This is a genomic window from Variovorax sp. TLI9-5A (genome assembly GCF_056867935.1).
The window spans coordinates 3,550,622-3,570,150 of record NZ_CP200310.1; the positions used below are offsets into that span (position 1 = coordinate 3,550,622).

The following is a 19,529-nucleotide window of genomic DNA, read 5'->3' on the forward strand; positions in this document are numbered from 1 at the left end:
GGTCGAGCTGGGAAGTAAATGCGCGTGTAGGAGTTGCGCGGTAATGAAAGCAGGGGATGGGGAAGAAAGGGAAGGGGCAACGGCCGGTGCGAGACGCGGTACTCGCGATGCGTTGGACGACTGACTCAGAGCACCTCGATGGCGATGGCGTGCAGACCCTGTGCGATAAAAATCTGGAGGGCATCATACACAAGCCGATGCCGCGCCACCCGGGGCTTCCCGTCGAACAGCGGGGACGCGATGCGCACCCGGAAATGCGTGCCCCGGCCCTCGGCGTTGGCGCCCGCGTGGCCCGCATGGGCCGCGCTCTCGTCGACCACTTCGAGCGCGGTGGGCGCAAGCGCCTTGCGCAGTGCCGCCTCGAGGTCGGCGGCGGTGGGCAGCAGTGCAGCGGTGGTGCTCATCGTCATGCCGCCGGCTTGTCTTCTTCGTTCTTCAGGTGCGGCGCGATGTACAGGCCTTGCGCCACCAGGAAGACGATGGGGAACACATAGCCCCAGAGCTTGAAGTTGACCCAGGCTTCGGTCGTGAAGTAGGCCGCCACGTAGCCGTTGATGACGGCCATGAAGACGCAATAGCCGATCCACGCCACGTTGAGCCTGCCCCAGATGCGATCGGGCAGCTCCAGCTGCGAGCCCAGCAGCATCTTCAGGAAGTTCTTCTTCAGCGCCCACAGCGCCACCGCGAGCGCGACGGCCATGGCGCCGTACAGCACCGTCGGCTTCCACTTGATGAAGCGGTCGTCGTGCAGCGCCAGCGTGAGCGTGCCGAACAGCAGGATCAGCACCAGCGTGGCCTTCTGCATCGCCTGCAGCTTGCGCTCCGTGGCGTAGATGATCGCCATCTGCACCACCGTGGCGGCCATCAGCACGCCGGTGGCGGTGTAGATGTTGCCCATCTTGTAGGCAACGAAGAAAAGCAGGATCGGGAAGAAGTCGAGGAGCAGTTTCATTGAGCTGGGTGCCTGTTTCGCTTATTTCTTCTGAAAGTCGAGCGACGCCGAGTTCATGCAGTAGCGCAGGCCGGTTTCGGTGGGGCCGTCGGGGAACACGTGGCCCAGGTGGGCGCCGCAATTGGCGCAGACGTTCTCGGTGCGCACCATGCCGTGCGAGCGGTCGATGATGTTGCGGATGGCGCCGGGCACGGCCTCCTGCGAGAAGCTGGGCCAGCCGCAGCCGGCGTCGAACTTGGTGGCCGACTCGAAGAGCTTGGCGCCGCAGCAGACGCAGTGGTAGGTGCCGTCTTCCCAGTGCGCCTCGTACTTGCCGGTGAAGGGGCGTTCGGTGGCCGCGTGGCGCGTCACCTCGAAGGCCGCGGGCTCGGCGCCTCTCTCAGCGAGCAGGGCTTTCCATTCGGCGTCGGTTTTCTGTACGGGAGTGGTCATGATGAGCAGCTGATTTCGATCGTGGAAGCCCAGTCGGGCGGGAAACCGGCGAATGCGTCGGCGTCGGGATGTTCTTCAAATGGGGTCTCGAGCACGGCCAGCAAGGTTGCCACAGCCGCGTGGTCCTTTTTCCGGCTTGCTTCGATGGCTTGCTGGCCCAGGTGGTTCCGCAGCACGAACTTCGGGTTGGACCGGCGCATCAGTTCGGCGGCCTCGGCGCGGCCGGTGCCGGCATGGCGCTCCGAAAACGATAGCAGCCAGGCGTCGAAGCCCGCGCGGTCCAGGAACAGGTCGCGCACCGGTTCCACGTTGCCGTCGGCCATGTGGTCAGAGAGCCGGCGCCAGAAGATGGTGTAGTCGACCTTGCCCGCGGCCAGCAGCTTGAGCACGCCTTCGATCAGCGCGCGGTCGCCTTCGCCCGCTTCGGACAGGCCCAGCTTGGCGCGCATGCGGCCCTCGAACTCGTTCGGGAACACAGTCTTGTACGACTCCAGCGCGGCCACGGCGATTTCCTGGTCGCCGATCAGCGGCAGCAGCGCCTGCGCCAGGCAGAACAGGTTCCAGTAGGCCACGTTGGGCTGCTGGTTGAAGGCGTAGCGCCCGCTGGTGTCGCTGTGGTTGCAGATGTGGCGCGGGTCGAAGCCGTCGAGGAACTGGAACGGGCCGTAGTCGATGGTGAGCCCGAGGATGCTCATGTTGTCGGTGTTCATCACCCCGTGGCAGAAGCCCACGGCCTGCCATTGGGCGAGCAGGGCTGCGGTGCGCTCGCTCACGGCCTCCAGGAAGGCGGCGTAGGCGTTGCCGTTGAAGCGCTCGGTGGTGCGGCAGGCAGGGTAGTAGCGGTCGATGACGTAGTCGGCCAGTACGCGCAACTCGTCGTCACGCCGGTTGGCCGCAAAGTGCTCGAAGTGGCCGAAGCGCACGAAGCTGGGCGCCACGCGGGCGACGACGGCGGCGCTTTCGATTTCCTCACGGTACACGGGGGCATCGGAGCCGGTCACGCACAGCGCCCGGGTGGTCGGGATGCCAAGGCCGTGCATGGCCTCGCTGCAGAGAAATTCGCGGATGCTGGAGCGCAGCACCGCGCGGCCGTCGCCGCCGCGCGAGTAGGGCGTGCGCCCCGCGCCTTTCAGCTGCACTTCGAGCCCGCCCTCGGTCTCGCCGAGCATGATGGCGCGCCCGTCGCCGAGCTGGCCGGCCCACACGCCGAACTGGTGGCCGCTGTAGACGGTGGCGAAGGGGCTGGTGCCGGCAATCGGCAGGCTGCCGGTCAGCGCCGCCAGGGTGGTGTCCGACTCGTACCAGCCGGCCGGTAGCCCCAGCTCGCGGGCGACTGCTTCGCTTCGGCAGACCCAGTAGGGATCGGGCAGGGGTGTCGGCCGCAGGTCGGTGAGAAACGCCGGGCCCAGGGTGTGGAAACCAGGTTTCCAGTGCAGCCCCAGGTCCGCGGCCTCGGTGTCTTCAGCAAGCAAGCTCATGCCCGGATTGTCCGGCACCGCGCGTAACCCCTGGCCAAGCGGGCCATCGGGACCTGGGTGGGGTCAGGCCGCGAGGGCGGCCGGCGCGTCCCAGATGCGAGCCCGATACTGCGCCGGCGGCACGCCGAACCAGCGCTTGCAGGCGCGAAAGAAGTTGCTGGTGTCGACGAAGCCCAGCATGTCGGCCACGTCGGTCAGCGTATGGCGGTCTTCGGCCAGGTACTGCCTGGCCAGCTCGCGGCGGGTGCGGTCGAGCAGCGACTGGAAAGACACCGACTCCTCCTGCAGCCGCCGCTGCAGCGTGCGTTCGGCCAGCCCGAGGCCCGAGGCCACGTCCTGCCGGCGCGGTTCGCCGTGCTGCAGACGGCGCGCGATCTCGGCGCACACCAGCGTGCTGGTGGTGGTCTGGCCCAGCAGGTCGAGCTGGTCGTCCAGCAGGTGCTCCTGCATTTCGCCGAGCACCTCGTGGAAGGTGGGCAGCGGCGTCGCCATGTCGGCTGAAGACAGCAGCAGGCGGTTGGCCTCGGCGTTGAAGCGCACCTCGCAGCCGAAAGCCTCGCGGTGCAGCCGGTCGTCGGCCGGCGCGGGGTAGATGAACTCCATGGCCAGCGGCTGCAGCTCGCGCCGCGTGAGCCACTGGCACTGCATGAGCACGGTCAGCAGGGCGTACTCGACGCGTTGTCGCGGAATGGGCAGGCTGCCGCCGGTGTGCTTCATCACCATCCAGCAGCCGCGCGGATCGGGGTGCAGCGAGAAGGCGGTCGCATCCGAGATCACGGCCATGTAGCGGGTCAGCCGCACGAGAGCCGACTCGAGGCTGGAGCTGCACGACATCGCATGCCCCACCGTGCCCAGCTTGCTGTGGGTGGAGGCCAGGTCGCGGTGCAGGCCCAGCGTGGGCCGGCCGGCACGGGCCACGGCGAGCTGCCAGAGCACCGAGATCTCGTCGACCGGGATGCGCGTGTTCTGCCGGTGCAGCGAATCGGGGTCGAAGCCGGCCTCGCGCAGCAGCGAGGGCACGTCCAGCCCCTCGGCCTCGAACATCGACAGGACGCCTTCGAGCCACGCGGCCGAGCTGGTGCGCAACTCCGGCTGCGGCATGCAGCCCGCCCGGCGCTGGGTGCCGCGCTGGCGCTGCGGCATGGAGGCTCCTGAAGTCATTCGTTTGGCTTTGTTGCGATAGCGATGAAAACCGTGCCGGTTTCTAGAATTTTTTACGCGTTCGGCGGCCCCGGAGTATGGGCGCGGCGCGTCAGACCAGGAATTCCGATTAACCCGGTGTGGAGACAAAAACATGAAGACAGAGACAAACGCACGAGACCGGCAAGGTCCGGCGGCAGCAAAGAAGACGGGAACGGCCAGGGCCGTCGCCCTGGCGATGGCCGCGGCCGCCCTGGCGGCTCTTTCGGCCTGCGGCGGTGGCGGCTCCGGCTCGTCCGGCTTCGCCTTCCTTCCGAGCCCGCCGCCCGCACCGGCTCCGGCGCCGGCCCCGCCCGCGGCGGATGGTCCCATGGTCCGCCAGACGGTTGCCGGCAAGGTCGAGGGCGTGGACGACAGCGCCAGGACCGGCACCTGGTTCTGGAAAGGCATTCCGTTCGCCAAGCCGCCGGTCGGCGCGCTGCGCTGGCGTGCACCGGCGGCGCTCGAGCCCTGGAGCGGCATCCGCCAGGCCACCAAGTTCGGCAACGCCTGCCTGCAGATCGGCCGCATCTTCAGCCCCGGCGCCAACAACACCTACGACGAGACCATCGGCACCATGCTGGGCAAGCCCAGCGGCAGCGAGGATTGCCTGTTCGTCAACATCTGGCGCCCGGCCACGGACGAGAAGAACCTGCCGGTGCTGCTCTTCATCCACGGCGGCAGCAACATCTCGGGCTACACGGCCGACCCGCTGTACGACGGCGCCGCGCTGGCCAAGGCCGCCAACGCGGTGGTCATCACCGCCAGCTACCGGCTGGGCATCCTGGGCTTCCTGAATGTGCCGCAGCTGCGCCCGGGCGGCAGCGAAGGCGACGATTCGGGCAACTTCGCGCTGCTCGACAACATGGCGGCGCTGCGCTTCATCCGTGACAACGTGGCCAGTTTCGGGGGCGACCCGGGCAATGTCACGCTCTCGGGCGAGTCGGCCGGTGCCACCAACCTGCTGTCGGTGATGACCTCGCCGATGGCCAAGGGCCTGTTCCACAAGGCCTTCGAGATGAGCGGCGGCATCTCGCTGGCGAGCAACCTGCCGCCGGGCACGCTGCCCTCGCTGTCCCCGGCCTCGGCCTCGCTGGCGCAGGGCGAATCCATCCTCGAGAAGCTGCTCGTCGCCGACGGCACCGCAGCCGATGCGACGGCCGCCAAGAACTACATCGCCGGGCGCACGCCGGCACAGATCGCCGAGTACCTGCGCGCGCAGGACGGCGGCAAGATGCTGACCACCGTGGTCGCGGCCGGCCTCGGCGCGGTCGGGCCCATTCCGGATGGCACGGTGCTCCCGACCGACCCCATCGGCGCCATTGCCGCCGACCAGTACGTGAAGGTGCCGATGCTCTCGGGCAACACGCGCGACGAAGGCAAGCTCTTCGCGTCGTTGCTGGGCACCATCGGCTTTCCCAAGCCGGGCTGGATCGTCAACGACGCCCAGCGCTTCTCGATGATGTTCAACTTCGACCCCGACGCGCCGTCCACGCTCACAGTCGCCGACATCATCGACCCGTTCTACCTTCCGGTAGACAAGGCCGGCACCGGCTACAACTCGGCCACCGCGCTCATCACCAAGGGGCTGTTCGAAGCCAACCGCGACAACCTGCTCAACACGATGAAGACTCGCCAGTCGAACATCTGGCACTACCGCCTCGACTGGGCACAGGAGGCCGCTCCCTGGAACGACGTCTACGGCGCCGCGCACGCCTTCGACCTGCCGTTCGTCTTCGGCAATTTCGGCCCCTCGGTGCTGTCGAACGTGATCCGCGGCAAGGCCAACGAGAAGGGGAGGCTGGCGCTGTCGAACGCGGTCATGGCGAGCGTAGGCGCCTTCATGCGCACGGGCGACCCGAACACGCCCGAACTTGGTGCAACCTGGGCGGCATGGCCGTCGCAGCTGCTGCTCGACGCCACCCCCACGGCCACAAAGATCACGCTCATGCAATGAGCCGCTTCGTTCAATCGTGCAGTGCGGGTTTGTGTCATTGTGGAAATGGCTGAAGCTTGCGTGAATCCGTTGTCCCCAAGCTTTCAAGAAGTCATTTCACATAGGAGTCCGTAGATGCTGGGTTTGATGCAAGACCAACCGCTTTTGATCTCGTCGCTGATCGAGTTCGCCGAGCGCCACAACGGTGACGGCGAGATCGTCTCGCGCCGTGTCGAAGGCGATATCCACCGCTGCACATGGGGCGACATCGCATCGCGCGCCAGGCAGGTGGCCAACGCGCTGGACGGCGAGCAGCTGCTGTTCAGCGACCGCATCGCAACCCTGGCCTGGAACGGCTATCGCCACCTGGAGCTGTACTACGGCGTGAGCGGCAGCGGCCGCGTGCTGCACACCATCAACCCGCGCCTGCACCCCGACCAGATCGCGTGGATCGCCAACCATGCCGAAGACCAGATCCTGTGCTTCGACCTCACCTTCCTGCCGCTGGTGCAGGCCGTGCATGCGCGTTGTCCCACGATCCGGAAATGGGTTGCACTGTGTGATGCCGACAAGCTCCCGGCCGACAGCGGCGTGCCCAACCTCGTGAGCTACGAAAGCTGGATGGGCACGCAGTCCACCGAGTACGAGTGGCCCACCTTCGACGAGAACTCCGCTTCGAGCATGTGCTACACGAGCGGCACCACGGGCAACCCCAAGGCTGCGCTCTACAGCCACCGCTCGACGCTGCTGCACGCATACGCGGCGGCGCTGCCCGACGTGATGCACCTGTCGGCGCGCGACTCGGTGTTGCCGGTGGTGCCGATGTTCCACGTCAACGCCTGGGGTATTCCGTATTCGGCGGCGCTGGTGGGCTGCAAGCTGGTGTTCCCGGGCCCGGCGCTCGACGGCAAGTTGGTGTACGAGCTGATCGAGGCCGAAGGCGTGACCTTCGCCGCCGGTGTGCCCACCGTCTGGCAGATGCTGCTGGGCCACATGCAGGCGGGCGGCCTGAAGTTCAGCAAGCTCAACCGCACCGTGATCGGCGGCTCGGCCTGCCCGCCGGCCATGATCAAGGCGTTCCAGGAGCTCTACAACGTAGAGGTGCTGCACGCCTGGGGCATGACCGAGATGAGCCCGCTGGGCACGCTGTGCACGCTGAAGAACAAGCACCTGTCGCTGCCGGCCGACGCGCAGCTGCAGATCCGCATGAAGCAGGGCCGCGCCATCTTCGGCGTCGACATGAAGATCGTCGACGGCGACGGCAAGGAGCTGCCTTGGGACGGCAAGGCCTACGGCGACCTGCTGGTCAAGGGGCCGTGGATCGTCAAGGAGTACTTCAAGGGAGAGGGTGGCGATCCGCTCATTCCGGATGAACGCAACCGCGGCTGGTTCCCCACCGGCGACGTGGCCACCATCGACGCCGAGGGCTACCTGCAGATCACCGACCGCAGCAAGGACGTGATCAAGTCCGGCGGCGAGTGGATCAGCTCCATCGACATCGAGAACATCGCCGTCGCGCACCCGGCGGTGGCCATGGCCGCGTGCATCGGCGTGTTCCACCCGAAGTGGGACGAGCGGCCGATCATCGCGGTGGTGAAGAAGCCCGGCGCCGAGGTCACGCGCGAGGAGCTGCTGAAGTTCTACGAGGGCAAGACCGCCAAGTGGCAGATCCCCGACGACGTGGTGTTCGTCGAGGCCATTCCGATCGGCGCCACCGGAAAGATCCTCAAGACCAGGCTGCGCGAACTGCTAAAGGACTACAAGCTGCCCACGGCATGACCGCCAGGGCCCGCCCGGGCGCCGCGCTGTCGCGTACGCGATAGCAAAGCCACCCCGGCGGCCATCCTTGCGGGCAATCCCTGTGCGGCGGAAAAAGGGCCGCTTGTACGCTGGCGGTCCGCCTTTCACACTGGAGACTCTTCATGCAATTTGCCATCAAGTCTGTAGCTGCCTGTGCAATGTTGGTGAGTGCCACGGCCGTGTTCGCCCAGAAGGGCGAGACCGTCAAGATCGCCTGGCTGGACCCGCTGTCGGGCCTGATGGCGGCGGTGGGCACCAATCAGCTGAAGACCACGCAGTTCCTTGCGGAAGAGTTCAACAAGAAGAACCAGTCGGGCGTGAAGTTCGAGATCATCGCGATCGACAACAAGCTCAGCACGCAGGAGACCACCGCGGCCCTGCGTTCCGCGCAGGACCAGGGCGCGCGCTACATCATGCAGGGCAACGGCTCGGGCCCCGCGCTTGCGATCATCGACGCCATCGAGAAGAACAACGCGCGCAATCCGGGCAAGGAGCTGCTGTACATGAACTACGCGGCCGTCGACCCCGACCTGACCAACAGCAAGTGCAGCTACTGGCACTTCCGGCTCGACGCCGACACCTCCATGAAGATGGAGGCGCTGACCACCTGGATGAAGGACCAGCCCGACATCAAGAAGGTGTACATCCTCGGGCAGAACTACGCGCACGGCGTGCAGGTGTCGAAGTTCGCCAAGGAAGACCTGAAGGTGAAGCGCCCCGACATCCAGATCGTCGGCGACGACCTGCATCCGCTCGCGCAGGTGCGCGATTTCTCTCCCTACATCGCGAAGATCAAGGCATCGGGCGCCGACACTGTCATCACCGGCAACTGGGGTTCCGACCTGTCGCTGCTCATCAAGGCGGCCAACGACTCGGGCCTGAACGTCAAGTTCCTGACCTACTACGCGCCGGGCGCGGGCACGCCCACCGCGATGGGCGCCACCTCCGAAGGCAAGGTCTACACCGTGGCTTATGCCCACTACAACATGGGCGGCGAGATCCAGCAGCTGCTCGCGGGCTACAAGAAGCGCATGAACGACGACCTCACGCAGTCGTCGATCTATCACGTGTTCGCGCTGCTCGACGCCGCCTTCGTCAAGACCAGGTCGACCGACCCGGTGAAGGTGGCGGCGGCCCTGGAGGGCATGAAGATCAAGAGCTTCAACGGCGAGGTCGAGATGCGCAAGTCCGACCACCAGTTGCAGCAGGGCCTTTACATCGCGAGGTGGGAGAAGGCGAGTGCGAAGTACCCGTACGACGCGGAGAACACCGGCTACACCAACGTTCCCGTGAAGTACTTCGAATCGTACGTGGCGAGCACGCCCACGTCGTGCCAGATGAAGCGCCCCTAGGCGTCTTTGTGAACGCGTTTCCTACCCATCGGTAGCAGCTGTCTACCGGCGGGTAGCAAATTGGAGAAACGCGGTGTCGCATGCGCGATAGGAACGGGCCTTTGCGGCACCCCTCTTACGGGCATTCCCTGAGGGGAGGGGCTGCAAACGCTTGTACTCTCGTGCGGCGTTTTGAATCGGTTTGACCAGGAGATATAGATTGAAGTTCGCTCTGAAAATCGCCGCCGCAGCCGTCATCGCTGCCACCGCCACCGGTGCCTTTGCCCAGAAGGGTGAAACCGTCAAGATCGCATGGCTCGACCCGCTGTCGGGCCTCATGGCCGCGGTCGGGACGAACCAGCTGAAGACCTTCCAGTTCTTCGCCGAAGAGTTCAACAAGAAGAACGCGGCGGGCGTGAAGTTCGAGATCATCGGAATCGACAACAAGCTCAGCCCGCAGGAGACCACCAGCGCGCTGCGCTCGGCCCTCGACCAGGGCGCGCGCTACATCGTGCAGGGCAACGGCTCCGGCCCTGCGCTGGCCATCATCGACGCGCTCGAGAAGAACAACGCGCGCAATCCGGGCAAGGAAGCGCTCTACCTGAACTACGCCGCCGTCGACCCCGACCTGACCAACAGCAAGTGCAGCTACTGGCAGTACCGCTTCGACGCCGACACGTCGATGAAGATGGAGGCGCTGACCACCTACATGAAGGACCAGCCGGAGATCAAGAAGGTCTACCTGCTCAACCAGAACTACGCGCACGGCCAGCAGGTTTCCAAGTTCGCCAAGGAAAACCTGAAGAACAAGCGCCCCGACGTGCAGATCGTGGGCGACGACCTGCATCCGCTCGCCCAGGTGCGCGACTTCGCGCCGTACATCGCCAAGATCAAGGCCTCGGGCGCGGACACCGTCATCACCGGCAACTGGGGTTCCGACCTCGCGCTGCTCATCAAGGCGGCCAACGATTCGGGCCTGAACGTCAAGTTCTACACCTACTACGCCGTGACCACCGGCACGCCGACCGCCATGGGCGCGGCTTCCGACGGCAAGGTCTACCAAGTCGGCTACGCCCACTACAACATGGGCGGCGACATGCAGAAGTACGCCGAAGAGTTCAAGAAGAAGTTCAACGACGACCTCTACACCACCGACATCTACACGGTGTTCCAGGCGCTGACCGAGGCCTTCGTGAAGACCAAGTCGACCGACCCCGTGAAGGTGGCGGCCGCCATGGAGGGCATGAAGTTCAAGAGCTTCAATGGCGATATCGAGCTGCGCAAGACCGACCACCAGGCACAGCAGGGCCTGTATATCGCCAAGTGGGAGAAGGCCAGCGCCAAGTACCCGTACAGCCCGGAGAACACCGGCTACACGCTGGCCCCGGTGAAGTACTACGACGCCTACGTGGCGAGCACGCCGACGTCCTGCCAGATGAAGCGGCCCGGCGGCGCCTCCTGATCGCGCTCGCTGCCTGACAGGTCGAGGCCCGACTTCAACACTCGGGCCTTTTTCTTTTTCAACTGACACGAAAGACCGATGAACGTCGAATTCTTCGTCATCTCGCTGCTCAACGGCGTGAGCTACGGCTTGCTGTTGTTCATGCTGAGCTCAGGCCTCACGCTGATTTTCAGCATGATGGGCGTGCTCAACTTCGCGCACGCGAGCTTCTACATGCTGGGCGCCTACTTCGCCTACACGCTGTCGGGCATCGTCGGCTTCTGGCCGGCGCTTTTCATCGCGCCCGTGCTGGTGTTCGCGCTGGGCGCGGCCTTCGAGCGCTACTGCCTGCGCCGCGTCCACAAGTTCGGCCACGTGCCCGAGCTGCTGGTGACCTTCGGTCTTTCGTACCTGATCCTCGAAGTCGTGCAGCTTGTGTGGGGCCGCTCCACGGTGCCCTACGGCCTGCCGGCGGCGCTGCAGGGCCCGCTCTTCACGCTCTACGGCACGCAGTTCCCCAAGTCGCGCTCCTTCATCATGCTGGTGGCGGTGCTGATGCTGGTGTCGGTGTGGCTGCTGCTCACGCGCACGCGCATCGGCCTGGTGATCCAGGCGGCGCTGAAGCATCCCGAGATGGTCGAGGCGCTGGGCCACAACGTGCCGCGCGTCTTCATGCTGGTGTTCGGCGGCGGTGCCGCGCTGGCGGGCCTGGCCGGCGTGGTCGGCGGCAACACCTACGTCACCGAGCCGGCCATGGCTGCCTCGGTGGGCTCCATCATCTTCGTGGTGGTGGTGGTCGGCGGCATGGGCTCGCTGGCGGGGGCCTTCCTGGCCTCGCTGATCATCGGCGTGGTGCAGACCTTCGCCGTGGCCATGGACCAGTCGCTCGCCACCGGCCTGCAGGCCTTCGGCGTGGCGGTGACCGACCAGACCTTCGGCTACGAGCTGCTCAAGCTGACGATCTCGCAGGTCGCGCCGATCCTTCCGTACCTCTTCCTGGTGCTGATCCTCATCTTCAGGCCCAAGGGTCTTCTCGGAACCCGGGAGGACTGACGCGATGAATACCGCAACGACAACCGTTTCGACCTCCACGCCGGTGCGCTACTACCGGTTCAAGCCGCTGAACATCGGCCGCATCCTGATCTGGTCCTTCTTCGCGCTGCTGCTGATCGTGGCGCCGATGATCTTCACCAGCAGCCTGGCACTGACCATGCTGTCGCAGATCGGCTATCTCATCATCATCTGCCTGAGCTACAACATGCTGCTGGGGCAGGGCGGCATGCTCAGCTTCGGGCATGCGGTGTACGTGGGCATGGGCTCTTTCATCGCCATCCACGCGATGAACCTGGCCAGCGCGGGCAAGCTGCCGGTGCCGCTGGTGCTCATTCCGCTGGTGGGCGGGCTGGGCGGCATGTTCTTTGCCGCGCTCTTCGGCTACGTGTCGACCAAGAAGTCGGGCACCACCTTCGCGATGATCACGCTGGGCCTGGGCGAACTGGTCGCCGCCATGGCGCTGATGTTCCCCAGCTTCTTCGGCGGCGAGGGCGGCATCACCACCAACCGCGTGTACGGCGCCTCGTTCTTCGGGCTCAACTTCGGCCCGCAGAACCAGGTGTATTACCTGATCGCCGTCTACTGCTTCATCTGCACCGGGCTGATGTTCGCCTTCACCGGCACGCCGCTCGGGCGCATGCTGAACGCGGTGCGCGACAACCCGGAGCGCGTGGAGTTCATCGGCTACAACACGCAGCGCGTGCGCTACTACGCCTTCATCATCGCGGGCTTCTTCGCGGGAATCGGCGGCGGGCTGGCGGCCATCAACTTCGAGATCGTGAACGCGGCCGACAGCCTCAACGGGCTGCGCTCGGGCAGCTACCTGCTGTTCACCTTCCTCGGTGGCGCGACCTTCTTCTTCGGGCCGATCATCGGCGCGGCGCTGCTGGTGTTCGCGCTGGTGTTGCTGTCGGAGCTCAGCAAGGCCTGGCTGCTGTACGTGGGCCTGGTGTTCCTGCTGATGGTGATGTTCGCGCCCGGCGGCGTGGCCAGCCTGATCATGATGAACGTGCGCGTGGCGCTGTTCGGCAAGATCAAGCGCTTCTACCTGCTGTACGTGGGCCTCTTCGTCGGCGCGGCCATCATGCTCGCGGGCGCGGCGGCCATCGTCGAGATGATCTACCACATGCAGCTCAACGCAGCGCTCGGGCCGGTGGTGCCGTTCGCGGGCCTGCAGCTCGACACCTCCTCGGCGACGAGCTGGGTCGTCGCGGTGGCGCTGTTCGCCGTCGGCCTGGGCGTGTTCGAGGTGGTGCGCCGGCGCTTCGCGAAGGTCTGGGGCCATGCGCAGGAAGAAATCGAAGCCGAGATCAAGCGGCGGGAGACGGCATGACCTATTCACTCGAACTCAAGAACCTGCGCAAGAGCTTCGGCAAGACCGACATCATCCGCGGCGTCGACCTGGCCGTGACGGCCGGCGAGCGCATCGCCATCATCGGGCCGAACGGCGCGGGCAAGTCCACGCTGTTCAACCTGATCAGCGGGCGGCTCACGCCCACCAGCGGCGAGGTGCTGCTCAACGGCCAGCGCATCGACGGCATGAAGCCGTACGAGATCAACCGCATGGGCCTGTCGCGCAGCTTCCAGATCACCAACATCTTTCCGAAGCTCACCGTCTTCGAGAACCTGCGCTGCGGCGTGCTGTGGAGCCTGGGCTACAAGTACACCTTCCTGCGCTTCCTCTCGAACCTCGACGACGCCAACGAGCGCACGGAAGAGCTCATCAAGCAGATCGGCCTGGAGAAGAAGCGCGACGTGCACGCGGTGAACCTCACCTACGCCGAGCAGCGCGCGCTCGAGATCGGCGTGACCATCGCTGGCGGCGCCAGCGTGATCCTGCTGGACGAACCCACGGCCGGCATGAGCAAGACCGAGACTTCGCACTTCATCTCGCTCATCAAGCAGGTCACCGTCGGCAAGACGCTGCTGACGGTGGAGCACGACATGGGCGTGGTCTTCGGGCTGGCCGACAAGATCGCGGTGGTGGTCTATGGCGAGGTCATCGCCTTCGACACGCCCGCCGCCGTTCGCGCCAACGCGCGCGTGCAGGAGGCCTACCTCGGCTCGTCGGTCGCGGATGCACAAGGGGCGGGACACTGACATGCTGAAGCTCAAAGACATCCACGCCTACTACGGCAAGAGCCATGTGCTGCATGGCGTTTCGTTCGACGTGAACCCCGGCGAAATCGTCGCGCTGCTGGGCCGCAACGGCTCTGGCCGCTCGACCACCGCCAAGGCCATCATGGGCCTGGTGCATGCCGAGGGCGGCCTGCACTGGAAGGGGCAGGACATCCTGCGTCGCAAGGCCTACGAGATCGCGCACTTCGGCATCGGTTACGTGCCCGAGAACCGCGACATCTTCCCCAAGCTCACGGTGCACCAGAACCTGCTGCTGGGGCAGAAGGGCTCGGGCAAGGGCAGCCGCTGGTCCTTCGACGACATGTATGGCATGTTCCCGCGCCTGAAGGAGCGCCAGCACACCGAGGCCGGCGTGCTCTCGGGCGGCGAGCAGCAGATGCTCACGCTGTGCCGCACGCTGATGGGCGACCCCGACCTCATCATCATCGACGAGCCCACCGAGGGCCTCGCGCCCAAGATCGTCGAGCTGGTGGGGCAGTACCTGCGCACGCTCAAGGACAAGGGCATCTCGGTGCTGCTGATCGAGCAGAAGCTCACCATTGCCATGCAGATCTCCGACCGCGCGCTCGTCATGGGCCACGGCAGCATCGTGTTCGACGGCACCCCCGACAGTCTCCGCGCGGATGCCACCACTCGCAAAGAGTGGCTGGAGGTTTGATACCCCCAGGGGATCCGGGCCCAGCCCCGGATCCCCTTGTCTCTACAGCGACTGCGTGCCATTGTTTGGCCTCGCGAAACGCCTAGAATCTCTCGAAAAAGAACACTCGTGCTTTTTCTTCTTTTTCTTCACACACCAAGGAACGCAGCATGACGGCTGAATACAAAGTGCTCGGCGATATCGCCGTGATCACAATGACCAACCCTCCGGTCAACGGTCTCGGTTTCTCGACGCGCATCGGCATCACCGATGGCCTGTCGAAGGCCAATGCCGACGACGCCGTCAAGGCCATCGTCATCACCGGCGCCGGCAAGGCGTTCTCGGGTGGCGCGGACATCAAGGAATTCGGCACGCCCAAGGCGCTGCAGGAGCCCAACCTGCTGAGCGTGATCCTCGCGCTCGAAGCCTCTTCCAAGCCCATCGTCGCTGCGATCCATTCGGTGTGCATGGGCGGCGGCCTCGAGCTGGCCCTGGGCTGCCACTACCGCGTGGCTGCTCCCGGCACCAACGTCGCGCTGCCCGAAGTCAAGCTGGGCCTGATCCCCGGCGCGGGTGGCACGCAGCGCCTGCCGCGCGTGATCGGCGTCGAAACCGCGCTGAACATGATCGTCAGCGGCGAGCCGGTCAAGAGCGAACTGCTCGCGAGCCTGCCCGGCCAGAAACTGTTCGACAAGCTGGCCGCCTCGGCCGAGTCCGTGTTCGACGAGGCCGTCGCCTTCGCCAAGAGCGTGGCTGGAAAGACGGGCGAGGATCTGCCCCTCGTGCGCAATCTCCCGTGCAAGCACCCGCAGGGCGATGCCTACTTCCAGTTCGCGAAGAACATGGTTGGCGGCATGTCGAAGAACTATCCCGCGCCGCTGCAGTGTGTCGATGCCGTGCAGGCCGCCACCAAGATGAAGTTCGACGCGGGCATGGCCGAAGAGCGCCGCATCTTCACCTCGCTGATGTTCACGCCGGAATCGCTGGCGCTGCGCCACCTGTTCATGGCCGAGCGCGCCGCCAGCAAGATCCCCGACGTGCCCGAAGACACGCCCAAGCGCGAGATCAAGTCGATCGGCGTGATCGGCGCCGGCACCATGGGTGGCGGCATCTCGATGAACTTCCTGAACGCGGGCATCCCCGTGACCATCCTCGAGATGAAACAGGAGGCGCTCGACCGCGGCATCGCCACCATCAAGAAGAACTATGAAGCCCAAGTCAAGAAGGGCAAGCTCAAGCAGGACAAGTACGAGCAGCGCATGGCGCTGCTGAGCACCACGCTGAGCTACGACGAGCTGAAGAACGCCGACCTCATCATCGAGGCCGTGTTCGAGGAAATCGGCGTGAAAGAAAAAGTGTTCAAGGAACTCGACCGCGTCGCCAAGAAGGGCGCGATCCTGGCATCGAACACCTCCACGCTCGACGTCGACAAGATCGCATCGTTCACCGAGCGTCCGCAGGACGTGGTCGGCATGCACTTCTTCAGCCCCGCCAACGTGATGAAGCTGCTGGAAGTGGTGCGCGGCAAGGCCACCGCCAAGGACGTGCTGGCCACCGTCATGGCCATTGGCAAGAAGATCAAGAAGACGGCCGTTGTCTCGGGCGTGTGCGACGGCTTCATCGGCAACCGCATGATCGAGCAGTACAGCCGCCAGGCCGGCTTCCTGCTGGACGAAGGCGCCACGCCGCAGCAGGTCGACAAGGCCATCGAGAAGTTCGGCTTCGCCATGGGTCCGTTCCGCATGGGCGACCTGGCCGGCAACGACATCGGCTGGGCGATCCGCAAGCGCCGCGCCGTCGAGCGTGCCGACATGAAGTACAGCCGCACGGCCGACAAGCTCTGCGAACTGGGCCGCTTCGGCCAGAAGACCGGGGCAGGGTGGTACGACTACCAGGCCGGCAAGCGCGACGCCATTCCGTCGGAGCTGGTCAACAAGATGATCGAGGACCACCGCAAGGAACTGGGCATCACGCCGCGCAAGATCTCCGACGAGGAGATCGTGCAGCGCCTGGTGTACGCGCTGGTCAACGAAGGCGCGCACATCCTGGAAGATGGCATCGCTTCCAAGTCGGGCGACATCGACATGGTGTACCTGACCGGCTACGGCTTCCCGATCTGGCGCGGCGGCCCGATGCACTATGCGTCGCAGGTCGGCCTGTACAACGTGGCCGAGACGATGAAGCGCTTCGCCAAGAACCCGCGCGACGACGCCGAGTTCTGGCAGCCCGCGCCGCTGATCCAGAAGCTGGTGGCCGAAGGCAAGCAGTTCAGCTGATACGGGCATAGACAGGACACCGACCGCCAATGTTGAAACGCATCTTCCTCGGGCTGCTGCTGGCCATCGTGCTGCTGGTGGCCGCAGTGGCGGTCAAGACCTGGACCACGCCGTCGCAGCAGCTGTCGGTGGCGCCCGCGCCCAAGCTGGACATCGATCTGCAGGCGGCCGCCAAGCGGCTGTCCACCGCGATCACGTTCCGCACGGTGTCGGGCCTCGACGACCCGGCCGCCAACGCGGCCGAGTTCGACAAGCTGCATGCCTACCTGGAGCAGCAGTTCCCGAAGGTGCACGCCACCCTGAAGAAGGAAGTGGTGGGCAACAAGGCGCTGCTCTACACCTGGACCGGTACCGACCCGCAGGCCAAGCCCGTCGCGCTGATGGCGCACCAGGACATGGTGCCCATCGCGCCGGGCACTGAAAAAGCCTGGACGGTCGATCCCTTCTCGGGCGAGATCAAGGACGGCTTCATCTGGGGCCGCGGCACGCTCGACAACAAGAGCAACCTGTTCGCGCAGATGGAAGCCATCGAGCTGCTGATCGGCAGCGGCTTCAAGCCGAGGCAGACCGTGTACCTCGTGATGGGTGACGACGAGGAGGTGAGCGGCCTGCGCGGCGCGCTGCCCATCGCCGAGCTGCTCAAGTCGCGCAACGTGCGCCTGGACTGGGTGCTCGACGAGGGCCTGCTGGTGCTCGACGGCGTGCTGCCGAGCCTCAAGCAGCCGGCGGCGCTCATCGGCCTGGCGGAGAAGGGCTATGCCACTTTCTTCCTGTCGCTCGACACGGTTCCCGGCCATTCGTCGATGCCGCCGCAGCACAGCGCCATCGGCAGCATGAGCGCGGCGCTGGCGCGGCTCGAAGCCAACCCGATGCCCGGCGGCATCAAGGGCGTGGCCGGCCAGATGTTCGGCACGCTCGCGCCCGAAATGAGCGGCGTCAACCGCGTGATGCTGTCGAACCTGTGGCTCACCGAGCCGCTGGTGCGCGGCATCCTCGAGAAGAGCCCGAGCAGCAACGCGATGCTGCGCTCCACCACCGCGCTGACCATCGTGCGCGCGGGCAACAAGGACAACGTGCTGCCCGGCCGCGCCGAGGCCGCTGTCAACTTCCGCATCCTGCCGGGCGACACCATCGCCAGCACCGAGGCGCACCTGCGTAAGGCGCTGGGCAACGACGACATCAAGATCAAGGCCTACCCGGGCAACTCCGAGCCCTCGCCGGTGTCGCCGACCGACAGCACCGGCTACCGCGCGATCCAGCAGGCCGTGCGCCAGAGCTTCCCCGATGCGGTGGTGGCCCCCGGCCTCATGACCGCCGCCACCGACTCGCGCCACTTCAGCATCGTGAGCGACGCCGTCTTTCGCTTCTCGCCGTTTCGCATGAAGAACGAAGACCTGGCGCGCTTCCACGGCAACAACGAACGCCTGGCCATCTCGAACTACGGCGAGATGATCGGCTTCTACCGCCAGCTCCTGAGCAACGCCAACGCTGCTCCGGCGCAATGACGACAACCGCCACAGCAATCTCTTTTTCCTTCCATCTGCTTCAAAGGACCTCACCATGACCAGCGCCGTCATCGTTTCCACTGCCCGCACGCCGCTCGCGAAGAGCTGGAAGGGTGCCTTCAACATGACGCACGGCGCCACGCTCGGCGGCCACGCGGTGCAGCACGCCGTGCAGCGCGCCGGCATCGACCCCGCCACGGTCGATGACGTCATCATGGGCTGCGCCACGCCCGAAGGCGCCACCGGCTCGAACATCGCTCGCCAGATCGCGCTGCGCGCCGGCCTGCCCATCACCACCTCGGGCATGACCATCAACCGCTTCTGCTCCTCGGGACTGCAGACCATCGCCACCGCCGCCCAGCGCATCATCGCGGGCGAGGGCGAGGTGTACGTGGCCGGCGGCGTAGAGAGCATCTCGTGCGTGCAGAACGAAGCCAACAAGCACATGCTGACCGACCCGTGGCTCGTGAAGCACAAGCCCGAGATCTACTGGAACATGCTGCAGACGGCCGAGCAGGTCGCCAAGCGCTACAACATCGGCCGCGACGCCATGGACGAATACGGCGCGCAGAGCCAGCAGCGTGCCACCGCCGCGCTGGAAGCCGGTCTCTTCAAGGCCGAGATCGCTCCCATCACCGTGCTGGCCGGCGTGGCCGACCCCGTGATGGGCCTGCGCACCAAGGAAGTCACCGTCGAGAACGACGAAGGCATCCGTCCCGGCACCACCAAGGAAGGCATTAGCGGCATCCGCCCGGCCATCCCCGGCGGCGTGATCTCGGCCGGCAATGCCAGCCAGTTCTCCGACGGCGGCGGCGCCTGCGTGGTGGTCGACGAAAAGTATGCCGAGCAGAAGGGCCTGAAGCCGCTGGGCCGCTTCCTCGGTTTCGCCGTGGCAGGCTGCGAGCCCGACGAGATGGGCATCGGCCCGGTCTTCGCCATTCCGAAGGTGCTCAAGCGCCTGGGCCTCACGGTCAACGACATCGACCTGTGGGAGCTGAACGAAGCCTTCGCCGTGCAGGTCATCTATTGCCGCGACAAGCTGGGCATTCCGGGCGACCGCCTGAACGTGAACGGCGGCGCCATCGCCGTGGGCCACCCCTACGGCGTGAGCGGCCAGCGCCTCACGGGCCACGCGCTCATCGAAGGCAAGCGCCGCGGCGCGAAGAAGGTCGTGGTCACCATGTGCATCGGCGGCGGCATGGGCGCCGCTGGCGTCTTCGAAGTTCTCTGACTCTCCCCCAGTCTGCGGCGCACTGCGTGTCGCCTTCGCCAACCCCCTTCCGGGGGCAACACCAGCGGCCCGGCTGAGCCGGTTCCGCGGTGTTCCACGAATGGGCCCGGCTTCGCCGGCCGACGAGCGCTGCCGGTGG

The 19,529-nt window shown here is 65.8% G+C and carries 16 protein-coding genes; 11 read left to right on the forward strand and 5 right to left on the reverse strand.

Annotated features, from left to right (window positions below):
- Positions 1 to 125: 125 nt before the first annotated feature.
- The 5 genes from AC1VNX_RS16790 to AC1VNX_RS16810 form a co-directional block, all read right to left on the reverse strand.
- Positions 126 to 404: a BolA family protein gene (locus AC1VNX_RS16790; RefSeq protein ID WP_483161969.1), complete on the reverse strand. Its 279-nt coding sequence runs from the start codon at positions 402 to 404 to the stop codon at positions 126 to 128.
- A 2-nt stretch (positions 405 to 406) separates the two neighbouring features.
- Complete coding sequence (locus tag AC1VNX_RS16795) at positions 407 to 952, reverse strand: septation protein A (protein WP_483157708.1); 546 nt, start codon at positions 950 to 952, stop codon at positions 407 to 409.
- A 21-nt stretch (positions 953 to 973) separates the two neighbouring features.
- A complete protein-coding gene (gene msrB / locus AC1VNX_RS16800; RefSeq protein ID WP_483157709.1) occupies positions 974 to 1,384 on the reverse strand; it encodes a peptide-methionine (R)-S-oxide reductase MsrB in 411 nt (136 codons plus the stop codon).
- Entirely contained in the window at positions 1,381 to 2,862 is a 1,482-nt protein-coding gene (locus AC1VNX_RS16805) for a protein adenylyltransferase SelO (protein ID WP_483157710.1), read from the reverse strand. Before AC1VNX_RS16805 ends, msrB begins: the two co-directional genes overlap by 4 nt.
- Positions 2,863 to 2,925: 63 nt before the next feature.
- Positions 2,926 to 4,005: an AraC family transcriptional regulator gene (locus AC1VNX_RS16810; protein ID WP_301509314.1), complete on the reverse strand. Its 1,080-nt coding sequence runs from the start codon at positions 4,003 to 4,005 to the stop codon at positions 2,926 to 2,928.
- Positions 4,006 to 4,240: 235 nt separating this feature from the next.
- On the opposite strand from AC1VNX_RS16810, the gene AC1VNX_RS16815 reads away from it, so the two are divergent.
- The 11 genes from AC1VNX_RS16815 (at position 4,241) to AC1VNX_RS16865 (ending at position 19,390) form a co-directional block, all read left to right on the forward strand.
- Positions 4,241 to 5,998: a carboxylesterase/lipase family protein gene (locus AC1VNX_RS16815; protein WP_483161970.1), complete on the forward strand. Its 1,758-nt coding sequence runs from the start codon at positions 4,241 to 4,243 to the stop codon at positions 5,996 to 5,998.
- Between the two features lie 114 nt (positions 5,999 to 6,112).
- Entirely contained in the window at positions 6,113 to 7,756 is a 1,644-nt protein-coding gene (locus AC1VNX_RS16820; RefSeq protein ID WP_483157711.1) for a 3-(methylthio)propionyl-CoA ligase, read from the forward strand.
- 143 nt (positions 7,757 to 7,899) lie between these two features.
- Entirely contained in the window at positions 7,900 to 9,129 is a 1,230-nt protein-coding gene (locus AC1VNX_RS16825) for a branched-chain amino acid ABC transporter substrate-binding protein (RefSeq protein ID WP_483157712.1), read from the forward strand.
- Positions 9,130 to 9,328: 199 nt separating this feature from the next.
- Positions 9,329 to 10,570, forward strand: a complete 1,242-nt coding sequence (locus tag AC1VNX_RS16830; RefSeq protein ID WP_483157713.1) for a branched-chain amino acid ABC transporter substrate-binding protein — start codon at positions 9,329 to 9,331, stop codon at positions 10,568 to 10,570.
- 78 nt (positions 10,571 to 10,648) lie between these two features.
- Positions 10,649 to 11,602 (forward strand): branched-chain amino acid ABC transporter permease, encoded by a 954-nt coding sequence (locus AC1VNX_RS16835; protein ID WP_483157714.1) that lies wholly within the window; start codon positions 10,649 to 10,651, stop codon positions 11,600 to 11,602.
- 4 nt (positions 11,603 to 11,606) lie between these two features.
- Positions 11,607 to 12,935, forward strand: coding sequence for a branched-chain amino acid ABC transporter permease (locus AC1VNX_RS16840; RefSeq protein ID WP_483157715.1), 1,329 nt, complete (start codon positions 11,607 to 11,609; stop codon positions 12,933 to 12,935).
- A complete protein-coding gene (locus AC1VNX_RS16845) occupies positions 12,932 to 13,702 on the forward strand; it encodes an ABC transporter ATP-binding protein (protein ID WP_483157716.1) in 771 nt (256 codons plus the stop codon). Before AC1VNX_RS16840 ends, AC1VNX_RS16845 begins: the two co-directional genes overlap by 4 nt.
- Position 13,703: 1 nt before the next feature.
- A complete protein-coding gene (locus tag AC1VNX_RS16850) occupies positions 13,704 to 14,399 on the forward strand; it encodes an ABC transporter ATP-binding protein (protein ID WP_093056893.1) in 696 nt (231 codons plus the stop codon).
- A gap of 149 nt (positions 14,400 to 14,548) precedes the next feature.
- The gene (locus tag AC1VNX_RS16855; protein WP_483157717.1) at positions 14,549 to 16,654 is read left to right on the forward strand and encodes a 3-hydroxyacyl-CoA dehydrogenase NAD-binding domain-containing protein; all 2,106 of its coding nucleotides are present in this window, start codon (positions 14,549 to 14,551) and stop codon (positions 16,652 to 16,654) included.
- A 29-nt stretch (positions 16,655 to 16,683) separates the two neighbouring features.
- Positions 16,684 to 18,159 (forward strand): M20 family peptidase, encoded by a 1,476-nt coding sequence (locus AC1VNX_RS16860; RefSeq protein ID WP_483157718.1) that lies wholly within the window; start codon positions 16,684 to 16,686, stop codon positions 18,157 to 18,159.
- 55 nt (positions 18,160 to 18,214) lie between these two features.
- On the forward strand, positions 18,215 to 19,390 hold the full coding sequence (locus AC1VNX_RS16865; RefSeq protein ID WP_483157719.1) for an acetyl-CoA C-acyltransferase: 1,176 nt from the start codon (positions 18,215 to 18,217) through the stop codon (positions 19,388 to 19,390).
- Positions 19,391 to 19,529: the final 139 nt, after the last annotated feature.

Coding starts and splice junctions, on each gene's coding strand:
- AC1VNX_RS16790 (WP_483161969.1), bottom strand. CDS start 404: ATGAGCACCACCGCTGCACTGCTGCCCACCGCCGCCGACCTCGAGGCG.
- AC1VNX_RS16795 (WP_483157708.1), bottom strand. CDS start 952: ATGAAACTGCTCCTCGACTTCTTCCCGATCCTGCTTTTCTTCGTTGCC.
- msrB (WP_483157709.1), bottom strand. CDS start 1,384: ATGACCACTCCCGTACAGAAAACCGACGCCGAATGGAAAGCCCTGCTC.
- AC1VNX_RS16805 (WP_483157710.1), bottom strand. CDS start 2,862: ATGAGCTTGCTTGCTGAAGACACCGAGGCCGCGGACCTGGGGCTGCAC.
- AC1VNX_RS16810 (WP_301509314.1), bottom strand. CDS start 4,005: ATGCCGCAGCGCCAGCGCGGCACCCAGCGCCGGGCGGGCTGCATGCCG.
- AC1VNX_RS16815 (WP_483161970.1), top strand. CDS start 4,241: ATGGCCGCGGCCGCCCTGGCGGCTCTTTCGGCCTGCGGCGGTGGCGGC.
- AC1VNX_RS16820 (WP_483157711.1), top strand. CDS start 6,113: ATGCTGGGTTTGATGCAAGACCAACCGCTTTTGATCTCGTCGCTGATC.
- AC1VNX_RS16825 (WP_483157712.1), top strand. CDS start 7,900: ATGCAATTTGCCATCAAGTCTGTAGCTGCCTGTGCAATGTTGGTGAGT.
- AC1VNX_RS16835 (WP_483157714.1), top strand. CDS start 10,649: ATGAACGTCGAATTCTTCGTCATCTCGCTGCTCAACGGCGTGAGCTAC.
- AC1VNX_RS16840 (WP_483157715.1), top strand. CDS start 11,607: ATGAATACCGCAACGACAACCGTTTCGACCTCCACGCCGGTGCGCTAC.
- AC1VNX_RS16845 (WP_483157716.1), top strand. CDS start 12,932: ATGACCTATTCACTCGAACTCAAGAACCTGCGCAAGAGCTTCGGCAAG.
- AC1VNX_RS16850 (WP_093056893.1), top strand. CDS start 13,704: ATGCTGAAGCTCAAAGACATCCACGCCTACTACGGCAAGAGCCATGTG.
- AC1VNX_RS16855 (WP_483157717.1), top strand. CDS start 14,549: ATGACGGCTGAATACAAAGTGCTCGGCGATATCGCCGTGATCACAATG.
- AC1VNX_RS16860 (WP_483157718.1), top strand. CDS start 16,684: ATGTTGAAACGCATCTTCCTCGGGCTGCTGCTGGCCATCGTGCTGCTG.
- AC1VNX_RS16865 (WP_483157719.1), top strand. CDS start 18,215: ATGACCAGCGCCGTCATCGTTTCCACTGCCCGCACGCCGCTCGCGAAG.